At 68.0% G+C, this 17033-nt stretch carries 16 protein-coding genes; 8 read left to right on the top strand and 8 right to left on the bottom strand.

The window, feature by feature from the left end; all coding sequences use genetic code 11:
* The first annotated feature begins 24 nt into the window (after positions 1 to 24).
* Both FSYMDG_RS01880 and FSYMDG_RS01875 read left to right on the top strand, forming a co-directional pair.
* Positions 25 to 276 carry a type II toxin-antitoxin system CcdA family antitoxin gene (locus FSYMDG_RS01880; RefSeq protein ID WP_237702944.1) on the top strand — a complete coding sequence of 84 codons (252 nt, stop codon included), beginning with the start codon at positions 25 to 27 and terminating at the stop codon, positions 274 to 276.
* Positions 277 to 363: 87 nt separating this feature from the next.
* Entirely contained in the window at positions 364 to 567 is a 204-nt protein-coding gene (locus tag FSYMDG_RS01875) for a type II toxin-antitoxin system RelE family toxin (protein ID WP_277602666.1), read from the top strand.
* A gap of 14 nt (positions 568 to 581) precedes the next feature.
* Here the strand turns inward: FSYMDG_RS01875 and FSYMDG_RS01870 are convergent, their stop codons facing one another.
* Positions 582 to 1763, bottom strand: a complete 1182-nt coding sequence (locus FSYMDG_RS01870) for an epoxide hydrolase family protein (protein WP_013871937.1) — start codon at positions 1761 to 1763, stop codon at positions 582 to 584.
* Between the two features lie 91 nt (positions 1764 to 1854).
* Between FSYMDG_RS01870 and FSYMDG_RS01865 the strand changes: the two genes are divergently transcribed.
* Entirely contained in the window at positions 1855 to 2262 is a 408-nt protein-coding gene (locus FSYMDG_RS01865; protein ID WP_013871936.1) for a YccF domain-containing protein, read from the top strand.
* Positions 2263 to 2374: 112 nt separating this feature from the next.
* On the opposite strand, the gene FSYMDG_RS01860 is transcribed toward FSYMDG_RS01865, so the two are convergent.
* Complete coding sequence (locus FSYMDG_RS01860) at positions 2375 to 2809, bottom strand: PIN domain-containing protein (protein WP_013871935.1); 435 nt, start codon at positions 2807 to 2809, stop codon at positions 2375 to 2377.
* A complete protein-coding gene (locus FSYMDG_RS01855) occupies positions 2806 to 3201 on the bottom strand; it encodes a ribbon-helix-helix domain-containing protein (protein WP_202797658.1) in 396 nt (131 codons plus the stop codon). The genes FSYMDG_RS01860 and FSYMDG_RS01855 overlap by 4 nt, the downstream gene beginning before the upstream one ends.
* Before the next feature lie 255 nt (positions 3202 to 3456).
* Between FSYMDG_RS01855 and FSYMDG_RS01850 the strand changes: the two genes are divergently transcribed.
* Complete coding sequence (locus FSYMDG_RS01850) at positions 3457 to 4821, top strand: MFS transporter (protein ID WP_013871933.1); 1365 nt, start codon at positions 3457 to 3459, stop codon at positions 4819 to 4821.
* 63 nt (positions 4822 to 4884) lie between these two features.
* On the opposite strand, the gene FSYMDG_RS01845 is transcribed toward FSYMDG_RS01850, so the two are convergent.
* Positions 4885 to 5337, bottom strand: coding sequence for a MarR family winged helix-turn-helix transcriptional regulator (locus tag FSYMDG_RS01845; protein WP_013871932.1), 453 nt, complete (start codon positions 5335 to 5337; stop codon positions 4885 to 4887).
* Between the two features lie 230 nt (positions 5338 to 5567).
* Between FSYMDG_RS01845 and FSYMDG_RS01840 the strand changes: the two genes are divergently transcribed.
* Positions 5568 to 6671, top strand: a complete 1104-nt coding sequence (locus FSYMDG_RS01840; RefSeq protein ID WP_013871931.1) for a questin oxidase family protein — start codon at positions 5568 to 5570, stop codon at positions 6669 to 6671.
* 150 nt (positions 6672 to 6821) lie between these two features.
* On the opposite strand, the gene FSYMDG_RS27090 is transcribed toward FSYMDG_RS01840, so the two are convergent.
* From FSYMDG_RS27090 to FSYMDG_RS22515, 3 genes are all read right to left on the bottom strand, one after another.
* Positions 6822 to 7220, bottom strand: coding sequence for a DUF2752 domain-containing protein (locus FSYMDG_RS27090; protein ID WP_432763268.1), 399 nt, complete (start codon positions 7218 to 7220; stop codon positions 6822 to 6824).
* Positions 7221 to 7356: 136 nt separating this feature from the next.
* Positions 7357 to 7944 (bottom strand): TM2 domain-containing protein, encoded by a 588-nt coding sequence (locus FSYMDG_RS01830; RefSeq protein ID WP_013871929.1) that lies wholly within the window; start codon positions 7942 to 7944, stop codon positions 7357 to 7359.
* Between the two features lie 547 nt (positions 7945 to 8491).
* Entirely contained in the window at positions 8492 to 9625 is a 1134-nt protein-coding gene (locus FSYMDG_RS22515) for a nucleotide-binding protein (protein ID WP_013871928.1), read from the bottom strand.
* Between the two features lie 18 nt (positions 9626 to 9643).
* Between FSYMDG_RS22515 and FSYMDG_RS01820 the strand changes: the two genes are divergently transcribed.
* Positions 9644 to 13417 (top strand): tetratricopeptide repeat protein, encoded by a 3774-nt coding sequence (locus FSYMDG_RS01820; protein WP_043602762.1) that lies wholly within the window; start codon positions 9644 to 9646, stop codon positions 13415 to 13417.
* On the opposite strand, the gene FSYMDG_RS01815 is transcribed toward FSYMDG_RS01820, so the two are convergent.
* On the bottom strand, positions 13406 to 14494 hold the full coding sequence (locus FSYMDG_RS01815) for an IS630 family transposase (RefSeq protein ID WP_013871850.1): 1089 nt from the start codon (positions 14492 to 14494) through the stop codon (positions 13406 to 13408). The genes FSYMDG_RS01820 and FSYMDG_RS01815 overlap by 12 nt on opposite strands.
* Between FSYMDG_RS01815 and FSYMDG_RS01810 the strand changes: the two genes are divergently transcribed.
* Positions 14469 to 15410, top strand: a complete 942-nt coding sequence (locus FSYMDG_RS01810) for a hypothetical protein (protein WP_043602759.1) — start codon at positions 14469 to 14471, stop codon at positions 15408 to 15410. The genes FSYMDG_RS01815 and FSYMDG_RS01810 overlap by 26 nt on opposite strands.
* Positions 15407 to 16978 (top strand): ATP-binding protein, encoded by a 1572-nt coding sequence (locus tag FSYMDG_RS01805; RefSeq protein WP_013871927.1) that lies wholly within the window; start codon positions 15407 to 15409, stop codon positions 16976 to 16978. The genes FSYMDG_RS01810 and FSYMDG_RS01805 overlap by 4 nt, the downstream gene beginning before the upstream one ends.
* The last annotated feature ends 55 nt before the right edge of the window (positions 16979 to 17033 follow it).

Genomic DNA, 17033 nt, shown 5'->3' with positions numbered 1-17033 from the left:
ATGCCGAGTGTGAATATTATGCGCATGGCAAGAGTGAACATCACCGTCTCCGATGAGCTGATGGACTCCGCCCGGGCCGCCGGCCTGAACATCTCCCGCCTCGCCACAGCGGCACTGGCCGAGGAACTGGACCGACGCGCCAAGATCGCCGAACTGGACGCCTACCTCAGCGAACTGGACGCCGAACTCGGACCCGTCCCAGCTCACGAGGCCGCCGCAGCCCGCGAGTGGGCCGATCGGATTCGGCCCGCCGCCCCGACAGCACGCACGGCATGACCCTGATCCTGGACACCGGTGGCCTGTCCGCCCTGGCGGGGCAACGCAACCGGACGCGCTGGAACCATCACTGCCACCGACGCGATCGTGGCAGCGTTCGCCGCCCACGGGTTCGTCACCGGACCTCTGCTCGACGCCCCGCACCGGGTCGGCAAGCCCCTTGACCCGCCGCTCGCGCCACTGTGGTCGGCACGACGCGGGCCCTATCGGGTCATCTACCTCATCGACGGCACCAAGCATGTCGTCGAGGTCACCGCGATCCGCCATCGCAGGGACGCTTACCACACCTGAACGTTGGCCAGCGCTCACCGCGGCCCGTCAGGTACATCGTCACGAGCCACCCGCGGCGGTAGCAGGCGGAAGAAGGCGCGGAGTTCGTCGACGAAGAGGGCTGGTTGTTCGAAGGCGGCGAAGTGGCCGCCGCGGTCCGGCTCGCTCCAGTAGCGAAGGTCCCGGAAACGGGTCTCGACCAGGCGGCGGGACAGCCGGAACAGCTCCCGCGGAAAGAGCGAACATCCGGTAGGTACGGTCACCACCCCCTGCGGGCGGCTGCGGAAACTCTCCCAGTACAACCGGGCCGCCGACGCGCCGGCCGCCGGTAGCCAGTACATCATCACGTTGTCGAGTAACTGGTCCCGAGTGAGGATCTTCTCCGGATGGCCGTCACAGTCCGTCCAGCCGTGGAACTTCTCCACGATCCAGCCGGCGAGCGCGGCCGGGGAGTCCACCAGGCCGTACCCCACGGTCTGCGGCCGGGTGGACTGCTGGGTCGAGTAGCCCGCTTCCTCCCACCGGAAGCGCCGGTGCGTGGCGAGCGACGCGGTGTCCCGCTCGTCGAGTTCCCCCAGCTCGGCCGTGGCCGCGCGGACGTCCACCAGCGGCAGGGTCAGGTGCAGGCCGAGCACGGCGTCCGGATGGCGGATGGCCAGTTCCGTCGACACCCTCGCACCCCAGTCGCCGCCCTGCACCGCATACTGGTCGTAGCCGAGCGCGGTCATCAGTTCCGCCCACGCGTCGGCGATCCGCGGCACCCCCCAGCCGGTGCCGGTCGGCTTGTCGCTGAACCCGTATCCCGGCAGGGACGGCAGGACGAGGTGGAACGCGTCGGCGGCCGAACCGCCGTGCGCGACCGGATCGGTCAGCGGCCCGATGACGTTCAGGAACTCCACGACCGACCCGGGCCAGCCGTGCGTCATCACCAGCGGCACCGCGCCGGGATGCGGCGAGGTCACGTGCAGCACGTGCACGCCCAGCCCGCCGACGTTCACCTTGAGCTGGCTGAAAGCGTTCAGCCTGCGTTCGAGCGCCCGCCAGTCGTACTCCCGCTCCCAGTAGGAGCACAGTTCGCGCAGGTACTCCGACGGGGTGCCCTGGGACCAGTCGGAGACGGTCTCGCGGTCGGGCCAGCGGGTCCGGCGGAGCCGGTCGCGCAGGTCGTCCAGGTCGATCTCCGGGATCTCGACACGGTACGAGGTCGCCTCGGCCATGAGATTTCCAGTCCCTTCGTCGGTCCGTCCGCACCAAAAATGTCCGCTACTCGATCGTGTGGTCCCGGATTCAAGGAGGAGGATGGGACGTATGCGTTTGATATTGAACCTGATATGGCTGGTGCTGTGTGGGTTCTGGATGGCACTGGGCTACGCCGTCGCCGCACTGATCTGCTTCATTCTGATCATTACCATCCCGTTCGGGATCGCCTCGCTGCGCATCGCCAGCTTCGCCCTGTGGCCGTTCGGCCGCCGGGTGGTCGACCGCCGTGACGCGGGCGCGCCGTCGCTGCTCGGCAACCTGCTGTGGATCGTGTTCGCTGGCTGGTGGCTGGCGCTCGGTCATCTGACGACCGGCCTGCTGCTGTGCCTGACGATCATCGGCATCCCGCTGGGGCTCGCGAACTTCAAGCTGATCCCGATCTCGCTGCTGCCGCTGGGGCGGGAGATCGTCCGCGTCGACGACCCCTACGGCCCCGACCGCCTCGCCTTCCGCTGACGACGCCGACGCCGACGCCGACGCCGATCAGTAAGGTAGCGGCGTGCCGCGACCACGGGACACGAGCCGCATGTGATCTTCCCGCCAGACGGATGACCTGCGGCTCAGCAGGTCACAGGTCATCCGGCAGGAGACGGAACGCCTTGTGGTTGCTGAGCGGACGTATCGCACGAAAATCCCGCCGGTCGAGCGTGGGAACACTGTCGGTCTCGTATCGCTCAGCGAGCACCACGTTCACCGCGTCCGCTATGTCCAGGTTCAGGCCGGCGTACCGATGCTGGACCACGCGAGCTCTGCGAAGAGCGTCGGCCGCCAGTTCGGGAACCAGGATGCGCATACTGTCTTCCTGCCGCAACAACCAGCCATTGACCGCATAGGCCGTCCTGCGGTCGATGTTGCGGGTGACGATATGCTCGACTTCGGCGAACACCAGTGGGGAAACCACGGTCACGGAAGCTTCCCGCAACGCCGCACGAGCCGCCCGGTGCTCCGGATTACCGATGCTGAAGGCAGCCACGAGGCCGGAGGTGTCGCCAACAACGATCATGCGGCATTGCCGGCCGGACCGCCGTTCTCGGTGACCGCTTCGTCGACCGCGGTACGGACGTCATCCTCGGTGACCGGGCCACCGAAGTCGAGGACCGGGATATCCCAGTCATCCGACCACCGACGGGCGCGCAGCGCGGCGATACGGAACGCCTCTCGGAAATACTCCGATTCGGGCCGTCCTTCGCGAGCCGCCGCCTCCTTGATGATCTGTAGATATTCCTCGTCGACCATGACGGTCGTCTTCTTCAAAACCATATGGCTATGGCACCACCACCCGCAGGCGGCGCAGTTTACGATCATGTCCCGCGCCGGCCATGGACGTGGAACCGTGTGGCTGCGCCGCCACCACATGCGCCGATGGCCCATCGACGATGAGTGAGACAGGCCCACAGCTCTCCGTCCCCTCCCAGGCGATGACATGCACCTCCCGGAAGCCGGTTGGTGGCCCGTGACGACGGTTCGACGGTAGATTTCTCCGGGCAGTCGGTCGGCCCGGTACGGCTGCCGCGGGCTCGGTCCGGAACCTGTTCGGGACGGCCCTCCGCGGCGTTGTCTGGACCCTTCGCTGGACCCTTCGTCCGCGGGTGCCACCCCAGCCGGCGGGTTGGAACGACGGCAGAGAGCAGCCGATGGTGAGGAGACCGGGTGAGAGCGGGTAAGCCAGCCCGCGGACCTCGGCTCACGTTACGTTTCGTCACACGGAAACTGCTGGTAGACGTCTCCCCGCTGCGGGCCTATCCAGCCTACCGGCGTATCTGGGCCGGTGACACGATCTCCGCGCTCGGCGCTCAGATCACTGCCACCGCGGTCCCGCTGCAGGTCTACGACATCACCGGCTCGTCCTTCCAGGTTGGGCTGGCCAGCCTGGTCGCGCTGGTCCCGCTGATCACCTGTGGGCTGCTCGGCGGCGCGATCGCCGACGCGGTCGACCGGCGGCGCCTCGCCCTGCTCACCTCCGGCGGACTGGCCGCGGTGTCGGCCGGGCTGCTGCTGTTCGCGCTTGTCGTCGACGCCACCAACGCGGGCTCGGGCGCCATCTGGCCGCTGTTCTGCCTGATCGCGGTGCAGTCCGCGCTGGTCTCGGTCAACGGGCCGGCACGGCGGGCGATGATCCCGAACCTGGTGCCGCTGCGGGAATTGCCCGCGGCCACCGCCCTCCAGCAGATCGGCTGGAACACCGCGCTGACCGCTGGCCCGCTCATCGCCGGAGTGAGCGTGGCCGCCGGCGGCTACGTCCTGGCCTACGCGCTGGACCTGGCCACCTTCACCGCGGCGTTGTACGGCCTGGCCCGGCTCCCACCGATGCCGCCGCAGGGCGGCGGGCGGCGGGCCGGGACGGCGAGCGTCAGAGAGGGACTCACGTTCCTCGCCGGGCAGCCGGTCGTGCTCATGACCTTCGCCGTGGACATCATCGCCATGATCTTCGGGATGCCGCGGGCGCTGTTCCCCGAGCTGGCCCGGACCCAGTTCGGCGGCGGGGCCACCACGGCCAGCGTCCTGTACTCGGCGGTCGCGGCGGGGGCACTGCTCGGTGCCAGCCTGTCCGGCCCGCTCGGCCGGGTCAACCGCCAGGGCCGGGCGGTGGTGGTGGCGATCGTTGTCTGGGGCGGCGCGATCGCCGGGTTCGGGCTCACCCACAGCATCGTCATCGCCGTGCCGCTGCTGGCGCTGGCCGGCATGGCGGACATGGTCAGCGCGATCTTCCGGACCTCGATCCTCAACGTCGCCACCCCGGACGAGATGCGCGGCCGGCTACAGGGAGTCTTCCTCGTCGTCGTCGCCGGCGGCCCCCGGCTCGGTGACCTGGAAGCGGGCAGCGCCGCCGCCCTGGTGTCACCGGCCTTCTCCGTCGTCAGCGGCGGCCTGGTCTGCGTCGGCGGAGTCCTGGTCGCCACCGCCATCGCCCCGGCCCTGCTCAGATACGACGCCCAGCAGGCGATTGCCGACGCCGAGGCGGCCACCGCCAGCCACATCCACAAACAGACGTCCGTGGATCCGCTTCCTTCATGAGGCCGGCCATGAGGGTCGGCTCCTCATGAGGACAGCTGTTGTTCCGTTGTCCCGTCTCGGAACTCAGGGCTGCGCCTCACGGCTCCAGGCGGCCAGGCCTGCAACGAAGCCGGCGCGGTCGCGGGGAGAGAGGCCGGCTACGGCACGCAGGAGCGGTGCCGCGCGGATGGTGATGAACGACATAACGACCGGCCGGTGCTCCTCACGGAGGGAGACCAGGGTGCGGCGACGGTTGGTCGGGTCCTCCTGACGGTCGACAAGGCCGGCGTCGCTGAGGTTGCCGACGAGTTCACTGGCGGTCGACAGCGTCACACCCAGCCGCCCCGCCAGCTCGGTGACGCTGAGCTGATGCCCGGTCAGCAACTGGCTGAGGACCGCGCCGTGGCGGGCGGTGAGCCGATGCCTGCTGAAGATCTCCTGGAGCGCGGGCGGCATCTCCGAGCGAGCGCGCTGGAAGTAGGCCGACAGCAACGGCACGTACAGCAGGACCTCGAGATCCTGCTCCGTCGGAGACACCGCTCCCGTTGGTGACGGCTCGCCTTCTGGCGGCTGTGCTCCCCCTGGCTGCGGCTCGGTCGGACGTGCCGGTGCCGAGGCCGGTGATGATGCTGGTTCTGCCCGCCCGGGCGCGGTCGCGCTCACCTGCTGGTCGTACAGCACGCTACAATCTTAGTAAAGTTTGTGTATCCAAAATATTCGCTGACACAAATTGATCTGAACTGTCTGCCCGGAAGGGATGTGAGGGCATGACATCGATCACCTACAGCGACGCGGTCACCGACGCACTCGACCGTCTCGACGATCTCGGGTACGAGCGGGCGGGACGACAGGATCTCGCCAATCACGGCCCGATGGGCGCCGAGGCGCTGGCGGCGCTCGGCCATCCGGAGGCGATCCCCGCCTGGGTGACGGGCTACCGCAACGCCATCGCGCACAACGACCCGCCCGGCCCGCGGTTCGCCATCGACCCGGCCGAGGAATCCTCCTGGCGGCCGGCGCTCGGCGCCTTCGACCGGGTCGGGGACTGGGAGGCGCTGTTCCGCCGCGAGCTGGCCGACGCCCCGTGGCGGGACGTGCTCGTCCGATGGTGGCCGCGCCTGCTGCCCGGCCTGTTCTCCCGGCTGACCCACGGGCCGATCCGCACCGCCCACGCCGTGCGCAGCGTCGCGGCGACCAGCAGCCCCAGCCCCCAGCAGATCACCGAACTCGCCCGCGGGCTCGCCTACTGGGCCGCCCGGTTCACCACCCTGCCCGGGCAGGCCAGCCTGGGCGGGCAGCGCACCGTCGCGGAGGCCGTCGCCGCCGCTCCACGCGCTCCGATCAACCCTGCGACGCCACCGGCCGCTCTGCTGCGGGACGGGCTGAGCAGCCTGTTGGACCAGCCCGGCTACACCGATACCCTCCAAGCCCTGCGCGCCGACCACGTCCAGGTGCTGCTCAGCACGATGACGGCGCAGTTCGCCGGCCTGTGCCTGGCGCAGACCAGGTACACGCCCGTCCCGCTCGTCCACGGTGTGACCGCGCCCGCGGCCCTGCGCCTCGTCCTGCCGTATCTGCCCGCCGGCCTGCACGAGCCGACGCTGACCGCGATGTGGCAGACACACACCGCGCTGCTGTTCCTCTTCGCCGGGGACAGCCACGACGAGGATGACATCCGGGCGCGGGCCGCCGAGACCGAGGTACCCGGCTTCGACGACCTGATCGCGGCGGCCGTCGAGCACGGCGACGAGCACGTCATCAAGTTCACCGACGCCTGTCTGCGCGAGCACCTGCTGCGCCCCGACCCCCGCTACCCGGCGGCCGCCCTCGCCGTCCAGCAGCGCATCCCCCGCCGTGGAAAACCCTCATGAATACACGTATGGGATCGGCGGGACAGATCTGTGTCCAGATCCATCCGTGTACGCGCGTCAACAGCCTCCCTGCTCTCGGGGTGGCCCTCAGCTCGATGACCAGAGGCTGGCGATGGGTCCGACATGTTGAGAGGCATGGGATGTCTCCGGTCAGGTGGATATCGGGGTCAGGGGCCATCCAGGCAGGTTGCGCACAACCGTCCAGACGAGCGCGGCGCCGGCCAGGCCATAAGCGAGCGAACCGGGAACGCGCGTATGTTCTCCCCGGCCGATCGCGCGCGCCTGCCGCCAGATCAGATACACCAGCACCGGGCTGCAGAGCAGCATGAAGAGGTTGTCATGAGCCGCGGCCCGCAGCTGGCCGTGCAGCAGGTCATGAACCAGACGAAGACCTCCGCACGCCGGGCAGTCGAATCCCGTGACAAGTTTTGTCGGGCATATCGGCATGAGCACATCGGGATCGTGCGGGTCGGCAACGGCAAGATAGCCGACGCCCAGCACGCATACCGACGCGCCGAGTATCAGCCGTCGCCAACCGCCGATCGTGATCGCACGGCTCCCCGCGCGGTACACGCCGGCGTCGACCCAGCCCAGGGGAGATGATTCCGGTGGCCCGGATGCCGTCCCGGCGGTATCCGGGCCACCGAGCCTCCGGAAAATCCGACGCAGACACATGGCCGCCGTACTAGTCACGGAGCAGACGGCCCTGACTGTCACGGACGTTACCGGTGAGAATCATGATCCCATCAATCAGCGCCCAGATTCCGAGACCACCGCAGGTGAACAACTGGGCGAGTGCGATACCGGTATCGCCCAGATACCATCGCCCGGCCCCGAAACCACCCAGGAAGATCTGAAGCAGTCCGGCAACCAGCTTCTGCTTGTCCGAGTATGGCTCTCCGGTCACCGGATGGCGCCCAAACGGGGCCGCCGGATCGTATGGCCCCTGTCCGTAACCCTGCGGGATGGGATAGCCGGGCGCCGGTGGATAACCAGCACCGGCCTGGTAGCCAGGACCCTGGGGGTAGCCGGATCCCTGCGGGTAGCCGGATCCCTGCGGGTAGCCGGATCCCTGCGGGTACTCGGGACCACCCTGGTAGCCGGGCGGAGGATACCCGGTACCGGCCTGATAACCAGCCTGCGGATACTCGGGACCGGTCTGGTAGCCAGGGGGCGGCGGATACCCGGGGCCCGGCGGGTAGCCAGGAACGCCCGCGCCGGGCTGGTTCGGATCATCCGGCGACTGGCCAGCCGGTTGTTCAGGTGTAGTCATCAAGTTCCCCAAGGAATCAGCGTTCACCCGTGCTGGGCAACTGGGTCCGATGTACGTGCCGGGCCGACCACTGGATCGTGGAATGTCAGCGGAGCGGAATTTCCCTCCGTATTTTTTGCACTACCGCCAGAGATGTCGATCAAAACAATTCCGGCCGGACGGCGGAAACACCGACGATGACACGGAAAGTTTTTCCACCCGCAGTACCCCTTGCGGAGATCCCACACAACCCCGATTCGACCAACGGAAGGACAACTGAAGACGCACGACCGCCGGACTGGTCACGCTGGCCGACGTCAGATGATCGTCGAGCAAAGCCCACCCCCCGTACAAACGGCATTCCTGACTGAGCGAAACCGCCAGTGGAGCCGGGCGAAACGTCAGTATGCGGACTATACCAATGCGATCATGGGCCATCGCCGGTACCACCGGTCCGGCGTTCTGAACCACCACCGGGAGAGAACGCGGTCGAGCAATCGCGGCCGTACGGCTTTTTCACCGGCCCGCCCGCGGCTGATGTTCCGCGTCCGGTCCGGGTCACCGGAGTTCAGGTCACGGGGACGGTGCCCGCGGCCGACGGCCCGTGCGCGACGGTTGCCTCGAAATTCCCGGCGGAATGCCAGTCGATACCACCGAGATCGATCGGGCAGCCGGCCGCGGCCAGCCGCTGAGCCAACTCCTGGCGGCGCTGGCCGCTGTTGTTCAAGTGCAGGACGAGCCGGCCGGCGATGTCGCTGAACGGCCGTACCCTCCCCACTTCGACGAGGACGGTGCGCCGCGCGTCCACAGCCATTGCCATGCCGGCCTCGAACAGGACGTTCGCGCGCGGCTGCCCGGTGTACGCCCTTTCATGGGGAGGATCGTCCGGGCGCCAGAATGCCGGGGCGAGGCGGGCGTCGTCATCGGGGGTCAGCAGCACCACGATCGCCTGCGCCGACGCGAATGCCGTGGTGAGGATCTCGCCAATATACGGAGTCGGGTGGCCCGTCGCCCGCACGGCTTCGTTCCATTCGATCGGACGCAGGCCCACCGCCCGGAGAAAGGCGAACATCGCATCCCGCGCCCCGGTGTCGCGGCCGTGCACGACAAAGACGTTTCGCGGATCCGGGACGTTCCGCACATCCGGCCCACCGGCACCGGCCGGGATTGCGACGGTCGCGGCGGTCGCGACCGCAGGGATGGTTGCGACCGCCGCCGGCTGGGCGATCATTTCATCGGTCACGTCCCGCCCCCACCGTGCCACGACGTCCTCCGCCGCTGTTCCCGCGTCGGGTCTGCGGACGGGGTCGGCGTGTACCAGCGAGAGCAGTTTTTTCGCTGGTAGATCCGTGCGGTTGATACGGAGCTTGCCGATCGTTTCCGGGGAAATACTTCGGCCGGCCAGGAAGATCGGACGGCCTGCCCGGTAGGGCGCCAGGACACGTTCCTCAAGTTCCCGGTCGTCGAGGTCGAGTTGCGTTATCTCGTCACCGGGGCCGGGCCCAAGGCGGACACGGATGTGGTAAGGCAAAGTCCCCGCCGCCCCTTCCTCGACCCCTCCGTCCGCCGAAGGGCTGCGCCCGTCCCAGGCCTCTATCGGCCGGTCACCGGGCCGTAGACCGATGCTACACTCGGCCCGCCTACGCATCGGCACAGCTATGGCGTCGGGGGCGCCGAGATGCGTCCCCCGGACGACTGACATGATGTCCGGGGGGTAGCTGTGAAGCTTTCGATCATTCGGCGGCGGGTACCGCTCGGAACGGTACTCACGGTCAAACTGCGCAGCGGTGAAACCGAAACCGGTGAGCTTCTCGCCGTCGAGGACGACGACTGTCTCGTTCTCATGGTCGACCAGCGTGAATCGCTCATCCTGGCCGAGACGATCGAGAAGATCGACTACACGCCGGGCTGCTCCACTGGGAGTTCCGAGAGCACGGCCAATGGCGCGGCACCGGTAACACAGGCACCCGCTGGGGCTCGTCCGGCCGCGTTGACGCCTGGCCCACCGCCTCCGGCGTCGCTACCCACTCTGCTTCCGTCACCGACCGCGCCCGCCGCACCGTCGGTGACGGCACCGGGCCCGACGGTACCGGCGGAACCGCCGGCGTCCGGGGTAACGGCCCCACCGGGCACAGCGCCGAAGGGGCCGTCCGCCGCTACGGCGCCGCTGGGGCTGGTACCCACCGCCGAGCCGCCGCGCGTCGGACCGCCGGGCATCGAGCTGCCCGTGGCCCATCTCCCCGTGGCTCATCTCGAGGTACTGCGGGAGCGGCACACCAAGCTCGCGCCGGACGTGCAGGACGCGCAGCTCGTTCCCGCCGCCCCGGACTTCCAGTTGCTGCCGGACCTGAAGCTCTACTACGACCTCGAAACCGTTCTGGTGAACCATGTGCGAAAGCGCTGGGACCAGGCCCGCAGCCGTTACGACTACGCCACGAGAAACAACCTGTACGAACGTGTGGACGACTGCGTCGCCGGTATCCGCAGCCTCCTCGTCGACCATCCCTACCTGGCCGAAGGGCATGCGCTGCTCGGTGCTCTGCGGTATGAGCGGGAAGATGTCGCGGGGTGCGGCGAGGCATTCGCGGAAGCGGTCGAACTCGGATATGAGCCGGCCCTGTGCGACCTCGCCGCCTATCATCTGCTGACCGGTGACAAGGCCGCCGCCCGGCATTCACTGGCCGCGTATCTCACGCACACACCACCGGCCGACGATCCACAGGCATGGCTGGTGCTGCTGAAACTCGTCGTCAGCGGCAAGGCCTTCGGTCTGCTCCGTCATGTCGTCGACACCGTGGTCGAAGCGGGGCGGGGCACGGACGGCTCGCTCGCGAACGGAGTGGGCTACGTCGTCGTCGAGGCGTCCATCCCGGTGGAGCCGGACCTGCAACGTCGCATGGCCGTCGCCGCGGTTCCCGCCGAGCGCGACCGCGCCGCCGCGGAAGCGCTCGCCGGCATCCCGGCCGAGGCCGCGCAGCCGGTGCTCGTCCCGCGCGGGGCCGGCCGGCGCCGCGCCAGCGCGGCATCCGGGTGGGCGCAGCGGAAGGCGCCGGTCGCGGTGCCGCAGAACGTCCGGGACGCCAGACGCCTGCAGGAGCAGGCCAGCGAGCTCGCCCGGAACGGGCAGCACGGCCAGGCGATCAACCTGATCCGGCGGGCAATCGACCTCGACCCGGGCAACGTCACCGCGAAACGGCTCGAGGAGGAGTGGGTAGCGGAGAGCCGACGCTCGGCGGTGCCGGTCGGTAACACCCCGTTCGCGCTCGCCGAACGCGCCAAGCTGCTGCACCGTGACTACACGGCCGCGGAACGTTTCTACCGCCAGGCGATCGACGCCGACAACCGTGCGGAGAGTGCCGCCAAGAACCTCGCCTCCCTGCTGCACCAGCTTCGCCGTTCCGATGAGGCGCTGATCGTGCTGCGTGACTACGAGTCCCGGCACGAGGTCGCCAACCGCACGCAGTTCGACAACATCGTGGCGGACATCGCCGCGCATTCGGGCAACATCGAGCAGGCCGTCGAACGGCTGACCGCCATGCTCGGCCGTACGCCGAGGCAGAACCACCCGCCCCTGCTCAACCGGCTGGCCACCGTCTACGCCCGGGACCGCCGGTACGACGAGGCCGAGACGACACTCGAGCGGAGCCTGAAGATCGCTCCGGACGACGCCTCGGCCAAACACCTGCTCGACACGCTGGTCCAGGCGCGCAAGACCGGCGTGTACAGCGAGGTCGACGCCATGGTCAAGGCCCGTTTCGCCGACGTACGGGACGACAGCTTCAGCCCGGTGCTCAGTTTCGACCTCGACCGGTGCGAGTACGATTTGGTGGACGCCGCGAAGAAGTCGACGAAACAGTTCGAGCTGCGCGACGTCAACCGCATCGAGAACTTCGCCCGCTGGCGGGCCAAGGACGCCCGCGCCCACGCCCGGGCCGGCGCCAATCTTTCGGCGGCCCGGATTCTTATCGACATCGGCTCCGACGACTCCTCACGGATCCGGAACAACCTGCGGTTCTACAGCGCGGCGATGGGCGACGCCATGGCCGCGGACCACAAGCCCTTCGAGGCTATCCGTACCTATTATCAGGAGGCGTTGACGGTCAGCCCGAAATGGGAGGCCGACCTGCTCGGGGTGAAGCTGCGCCAGTTCCTGATGACGTTCTACGCGAGCAGCCAGGGTGATGTGCTCGACCCGGCACCGCTGCGGGAGGCGCTCGAATCCGCGCTCCGCACGTCCAGGCGGCAGCTGCTGGTGTCGCTGCTGCCGGTGACGGCGAGAAGCGTCGATCTGCAGAAGATGGTCGTCAACGCCGCCGCCTACACGAAGACGTTACGTACGCAGGTTCTCGACGGGCTGCGCGAGGACATCGGCATCGAGGTCCCGCAGACCGGGCGCGACGAGGAGGACCTCGTCAATGCCTGGCAGGCGGCGATCGACGTACTGAAACGGCGCTCCGAGGAGACCGACCAGAACTTCCACTTTCTCCACGCGCAGGCCGGTGACCTGAGCACGCTCAGCGAGCAGAAGAGCACCCTGGACCGCATCCAGCAGAGTAACCCGACCGCGCTCGAGAACCGGCTGCTGCGTGACGCGGCGGACCTGCTGAACATCGTGCGCGAGTACACCTCGCAACAGAAGTATCTCGAACAGGAACGTCTCGCCAAAAAAATCGACGACAGCTGCCGGCAGCTCGTCCAGCTGGCCGAGGAGAACCGGACCCAGCTGACGATCGGCGGCCTGCGCCCGTACTTCCTCCGGTTGCGGGACGCCGTACACGCTCACTTCACCGAGGTGGAGATCGCGGCGGAACCGAACGAGCTCGACACCCAGCTCATCGTCGACAACGTGTCCCTGCGGGACGACGGCGCGATCAGCGTGCAGCTCGCGGTGACGAACCGGCCCGGTCACAGCCCGGCGAGCCGGGTGCGGCTGGAACTGCTGCCCAGCCCGGACGCGTACACCGCGCAACAGCGGCACTTCTCCGTCACGGAGGCGCTCGGCGCGGGCGAATCAGTGTCGCTGACCATTCCGATAGTCGTCGCGCCGGCCGCGCGGTCCGAACACGTGGTCACCCTGCGTACCCGGGTGTCCTTTGTGACCCGTACCGGTCACGAGGTCGTCTCCGACGAGACCCTGCACGGGCTTCAGCTCTACTCGAAGGACGACTTCGAGGGATTCGCCAACCCGTACAGCGCCGGGGCGCCGGTGAAGAATCCCGACATGCTCTTCGGCCGGGACAGCCTCATCACCGAACTGGCCGAGGCGATCCAGCACACCGGCACCAAGAGCATTGTGATCTACGGGCAGAAACGGACCGGCAAGACCAGCATCTCGAACCATCTCGAGCAGCGTCTGGCCCTGCCCATCGTCCCGGTGCCGTTCAGCATCAACGACGTCATCGTCGACCTCGGCGCCGGCGATCACGTCTTCGCCAGCTTCTTCTACCGGGTGGCCCGCACCGTGTACGATGCGGTCGGCCGCCTACTGTCCTGAGTCGTTGATTCGCTGGCAGTAGGCGGCGAGGGTCTCGAGGATCTCGTCGGCGGTCTTGGCCCAGACGAACGGCTTCGGGTCCTTGTTCCAGGCGTTGATCCATCGGCGGATGTCGGCTTCGAGTTCGACGACCGAGCGGTGCGTCGATCGGCGCAGCTTGCGGGTGGTCAGCTCCGCGAACCAGCGCTCGACCAGGTTCATCCACGACGCCGAGGTCGGGGTGAAGTGCAGGTGGAAGCGGGGGTGGCGCAGCAGCCAGTTCTTCACCGCCGGGGTCTTGTGGGTGGCGTAGTTGTCCAGGACCAGGTGCAGGTCGTAGCCCTTCGGGACCGAGGAGTCGATCAGCTTGAGGAAGCGCAGGAACTCCTGGTGACGGTGCCGCCGGAAGGTCTGCGCGATCACCGACCCGGACGTCGGGTCGAGCGCGGCGAACAGGCTGGTCGTGCCATGGCGGACGTAGTCGTGGGTCATCCGCTGCGGGGTACCCGGCATCAGGGGCAGCACCGGTGCCGTGCGATCCAAAGCTTGCACCTGCGACTTTTCGTCGACGCAGAGCACGATCGCCTTCTCCGGCGGGTCGAGGTAGACCCCGACCACGTCACGGACATTGTCCACGAACAGCGGGTCGGTGGACAGCTTCCACGTCTCGACCAGATGCGGCTTCAACCCGAACGCCCGCCACATCCGTGACACCGTCGACTGCGACAGCCCACTGGCCCTCGCCATCGACCGCGATGTCCAATGGGTATCGCCGTTCGGTGGCTTCTCCTCCAACGTCCTCGCGATCACCGCCTCGACCTGGGCGTCGGTGACCTTCCGAGGCGCTCCCGGACGTGCCTCGTCTGACAGGCCCTCCAGCCGGTCGACCGCGAACCGCTCCCGCCATTTCGCGACCGTTCCCCGGGTGATCCCGAGCTCGGCCGCGACCCCCGAGTTCGTCCCACCGTCCGCGCAGGCCAGCACGATCCGCGAGCGCAACGCCAGCGCCTGCGCGGTCTTCCGCCGTCGGGCCCAGCCCTCCAGCACCGCACGCTCAGCAGACGACAACTCGATGGGATCCGCGCTCGGGCCAGGCACCAGCCCATTCTATCTGCACACGAATCAACGACTCAGGACACTAGCCGCCGAACGCAATATTCAGCTCGACGTCCCGGAGCCACGGCTGGCCGACATCAGGGAGCTTCCGCAGGGCTCCCTGATCGATTTCATGAAACTGGTCCAGCGCTGGCTCACACGCTTTGACGACCTCGCGGACGTGCGCTTCGTCCTGCTCATCGACGAGTTCACGAACATCTACGAGGAAATCCGGAAAGGACACCTTCCGGACACGTTCATGAAAGCCTGGAAGGGTCTGCTCGAACGAGGCAACTTCGGCGCGCTCGTCATCGGCCAGGACCTCACCCAGGAATTCATGCGGAACTATTCGAACGAGTTCCAGGTCAGCCGGTCCGAGCGGGTGAACTACCTGTCCCGGGAGGACGCGGGGAAACTCGTCGAGGATCCGATCCGGATCGGCGGCCGGCAGGGCCCGACCCGTTATCTCGGCAACTCGGTGGACATGATCTTCGATCTGACGGCCGGTAATCCCTTCTACATCCAGAAGTTCTGCCAGCGGCTGGTCGACTACCTCAACCGGGGCAGCCGCATGTACGTGGGGCCGGCCGATGTGGAGGCCGTTCTGGAGGACCTGGTCGCGTCGCTGCACGACACCAGTGACTTCGACAACCTGCTGAATCCCGGCGACGTCCGGCTGTCGGCCATCCCGCCGGAACAGGTGATCGGCACGCTGGTCGCGTGCAGCCGCAGTTTCGGCGCGGACCGGTATCTTGACCCGGCCACCCCGGAGGCCGGCGCGCTGGGCTGGGACGTCCGCCCCATACTCGAGGACCTTCAGCTCCGTGATGTCATCGAACCGCTTTCGCCCGACCGCTGGCGGATACGGGTGGGGCTTTTCGCGCGTTGGCTGCAGGTCAACTACGCGAGTCGGCTGTGACCGGGCCAGTAGCGGCCGGCTCTGCCCCGCCCCCGCCCCCGCCCACAGCCACGGACGGCTGGATCGACCCGTACGACTACGGCAACCCGGTCTCCGGCGAGCAGTTCGTCGGCCGCCACGACGAACGGGCCCGCCTGCTGCAACGCGTCGTGCGCTCGGCCGAGGGGGACTCGGCGGCGCTGGTCGGCCCGCCGCGGACAGGAAAGTCCTCCCTCGCCCAGGAAACGCTCATGACGCCCGCGGCCCGGCGTGCCGCGCCCAGGGTGGCCCCCCTGTGGATCACCCTCGCGGACTGCACGGGACTGACCAACCTCGTCCACAGGGTGCTGGATGGTGTACGCGACGAGCTGAACAACGTCGGCGGGCTGTACGACAGCGAACTACGCGACTCCCTGAACACCGCGGTGCGACAGGCCGGCGATCCGGCTCGGGAGTGGGACGAGTTCTACATGGACGCCAAGAAGGCGCTGCGCCTGGTGAAGCGGCACGGCTGGCGGGTGGTCGTGATCCTCGACGAGTTCGACAGCGCCCGGACCGTCTTCGGCCGGCCGGGATATGCCTTCGAAGTGCTCCGGGCGCTGGCGAACGAGCCGGATGTGCGGGTCATCTGGGTCACCACGTCCAGACGGGAGCTGCGGCAGATCGTCGACCAGGCCGGCAAGGTCGGCTCGAACCTCCCCGGCCTCTTCGAGGATGTCCCGGTCCGCTGTTTCGACGACGACGAGCTGACGGAGCTCGTCGGGCGGGCCGTCGAACGGGGCGTCGCGATCGACGTGCCCGATGCCCTGACGGCGCTGCGCGAACTCACCGGTGGCCATCCGTGGCTGTCGACCAAAGCCCTGTCGGACGCGTGTTTCATGGCTGCCCGGACCGGTCGGGTCGACTGGTCCAGGATCACCCGGGGAATGTCCCGTTTCATTCTCGGCTACTATGACGGCCTGTGTGATCTCCTCGCCGAGGACGGCCGGCTCGACCTGCTGTTGGAGATTCTTTTCGGGCCGCAGCTGACAGCGAACGTCCCCGACCTCCTCCAGCTTGCCGACATCGGAATACTGGTACCGTTCGAAGGCGGCTACCGCGCCTTTTCGGCGCACTTCTCCGACTATCTTCGGCAGCGGGCCAGGACGACCGACGCCTCAGCGCTCTGGTCACGTGCGGACGTCAGCCTCAGAGACCATGTCGACACCACCTTCCGCACGCTGTTCGGCGACCCGTGGGACGCGGCGGTGGAGTGGGACAAGCCGTCGAGCACCCCTGTCCTGACCCGGCTGCGGCAGGCGCGGGACAGGGAGGCCCACTCCCTCGGTCTGCTGGCCAGCGCCGACCTGCTCGACTTCGCCACACCGCTGGACGTCTGGTTCTTCATTGAGCTTTACTGGGGGCTTTTCCAGCCCGTTCTCGGGCCGGCGGACCCAAATGCGTGGCGGCCGAAGTTCGCCGTGCTGGACAGGGTCCACCGGCCACTGGCCACCAGCCCCACGGGCGCCGTCAGCGTACGCATGCGACAGAACGCCCGCGGCTACTGCACGGAAATTCTCGAGAAACTGAACAGATCCACCGCGTACTGACCGGACCGCGTTCCCGACAGAACGGGACGCCGTCTGCCGTGACGGCACCGGCGTC

This window comes from Candidatus Protofrankia datiscae, assembly GCF_000177615.2.
GTDB lineage: Bacteria > Actinomycetota > Actinomycetes > Frankiales > Frankiaceae > Protofrankia > Protofrankia coriariae.
This window is presented reverse-complemented; position numbering and strand designations above follow the sequence as displayed.

Bases quoted from the DNA above. Each gene is read 5' to 3' on its own strand.
- FSYMDG_RS01830 (WP_013871929.1), bottom strand. From the start codon at position 7,944: ATGACTACACCTGAACAACCGGCTGGCCAGTCGCCGGATGATCCGAAC.
- FSYMDG_RS22515 (WP_013871928.1), bottom strand. From the start codon at position 9,625: ATGTCAGTCGTCCGGGGGACGCATCTCGGCGCCCCCGACGCCATAGCT.
- FSYMDG_RS01840 (WP_013871931.1), top strand. From the start codon at position 5,568: ATGACATCGATCACCTACAGCGACGCGGTCACCGACGCACTCGACCGT.
- FSYMDG_RS01865 (WP_013871936.1), top strand. From the start codon at position 1,855: ATGCGTTTGATATTGAACCTGATATGGCTGGTGCTGTGTGGGTTCTGG.
- FSYMDG_RS01880 (WP_237702944.1), top strand. From the start codon at position 25: ATGGCAAGAGTGAACATCACCGTCTCCGATGAGCTGATGGACTCCGCC.
- FSYMDG_RS01870 (WP_013871937.1), bottom strand. From the start codon at position 1,763: ATGGCCGAGGCGACCTCGTACCGTGTCGAGATCCCGGAGATCGACCTG.
- FSYMDG_RS01810 (WP_043602759.1), top strand. From the start codon at position 14,469: ATGGGATCCGCGCTCGGGCCAGGCACCAGCCCATTCTATCTGCACACG.
- FSYMDG_RS01860 (WP_013871935.1), bottom strand. From the start codon at position 2,809: ATGATCGTTGTTGGCGACACCTCCGGCCTCGTGGCTGCCTTCAGCATC.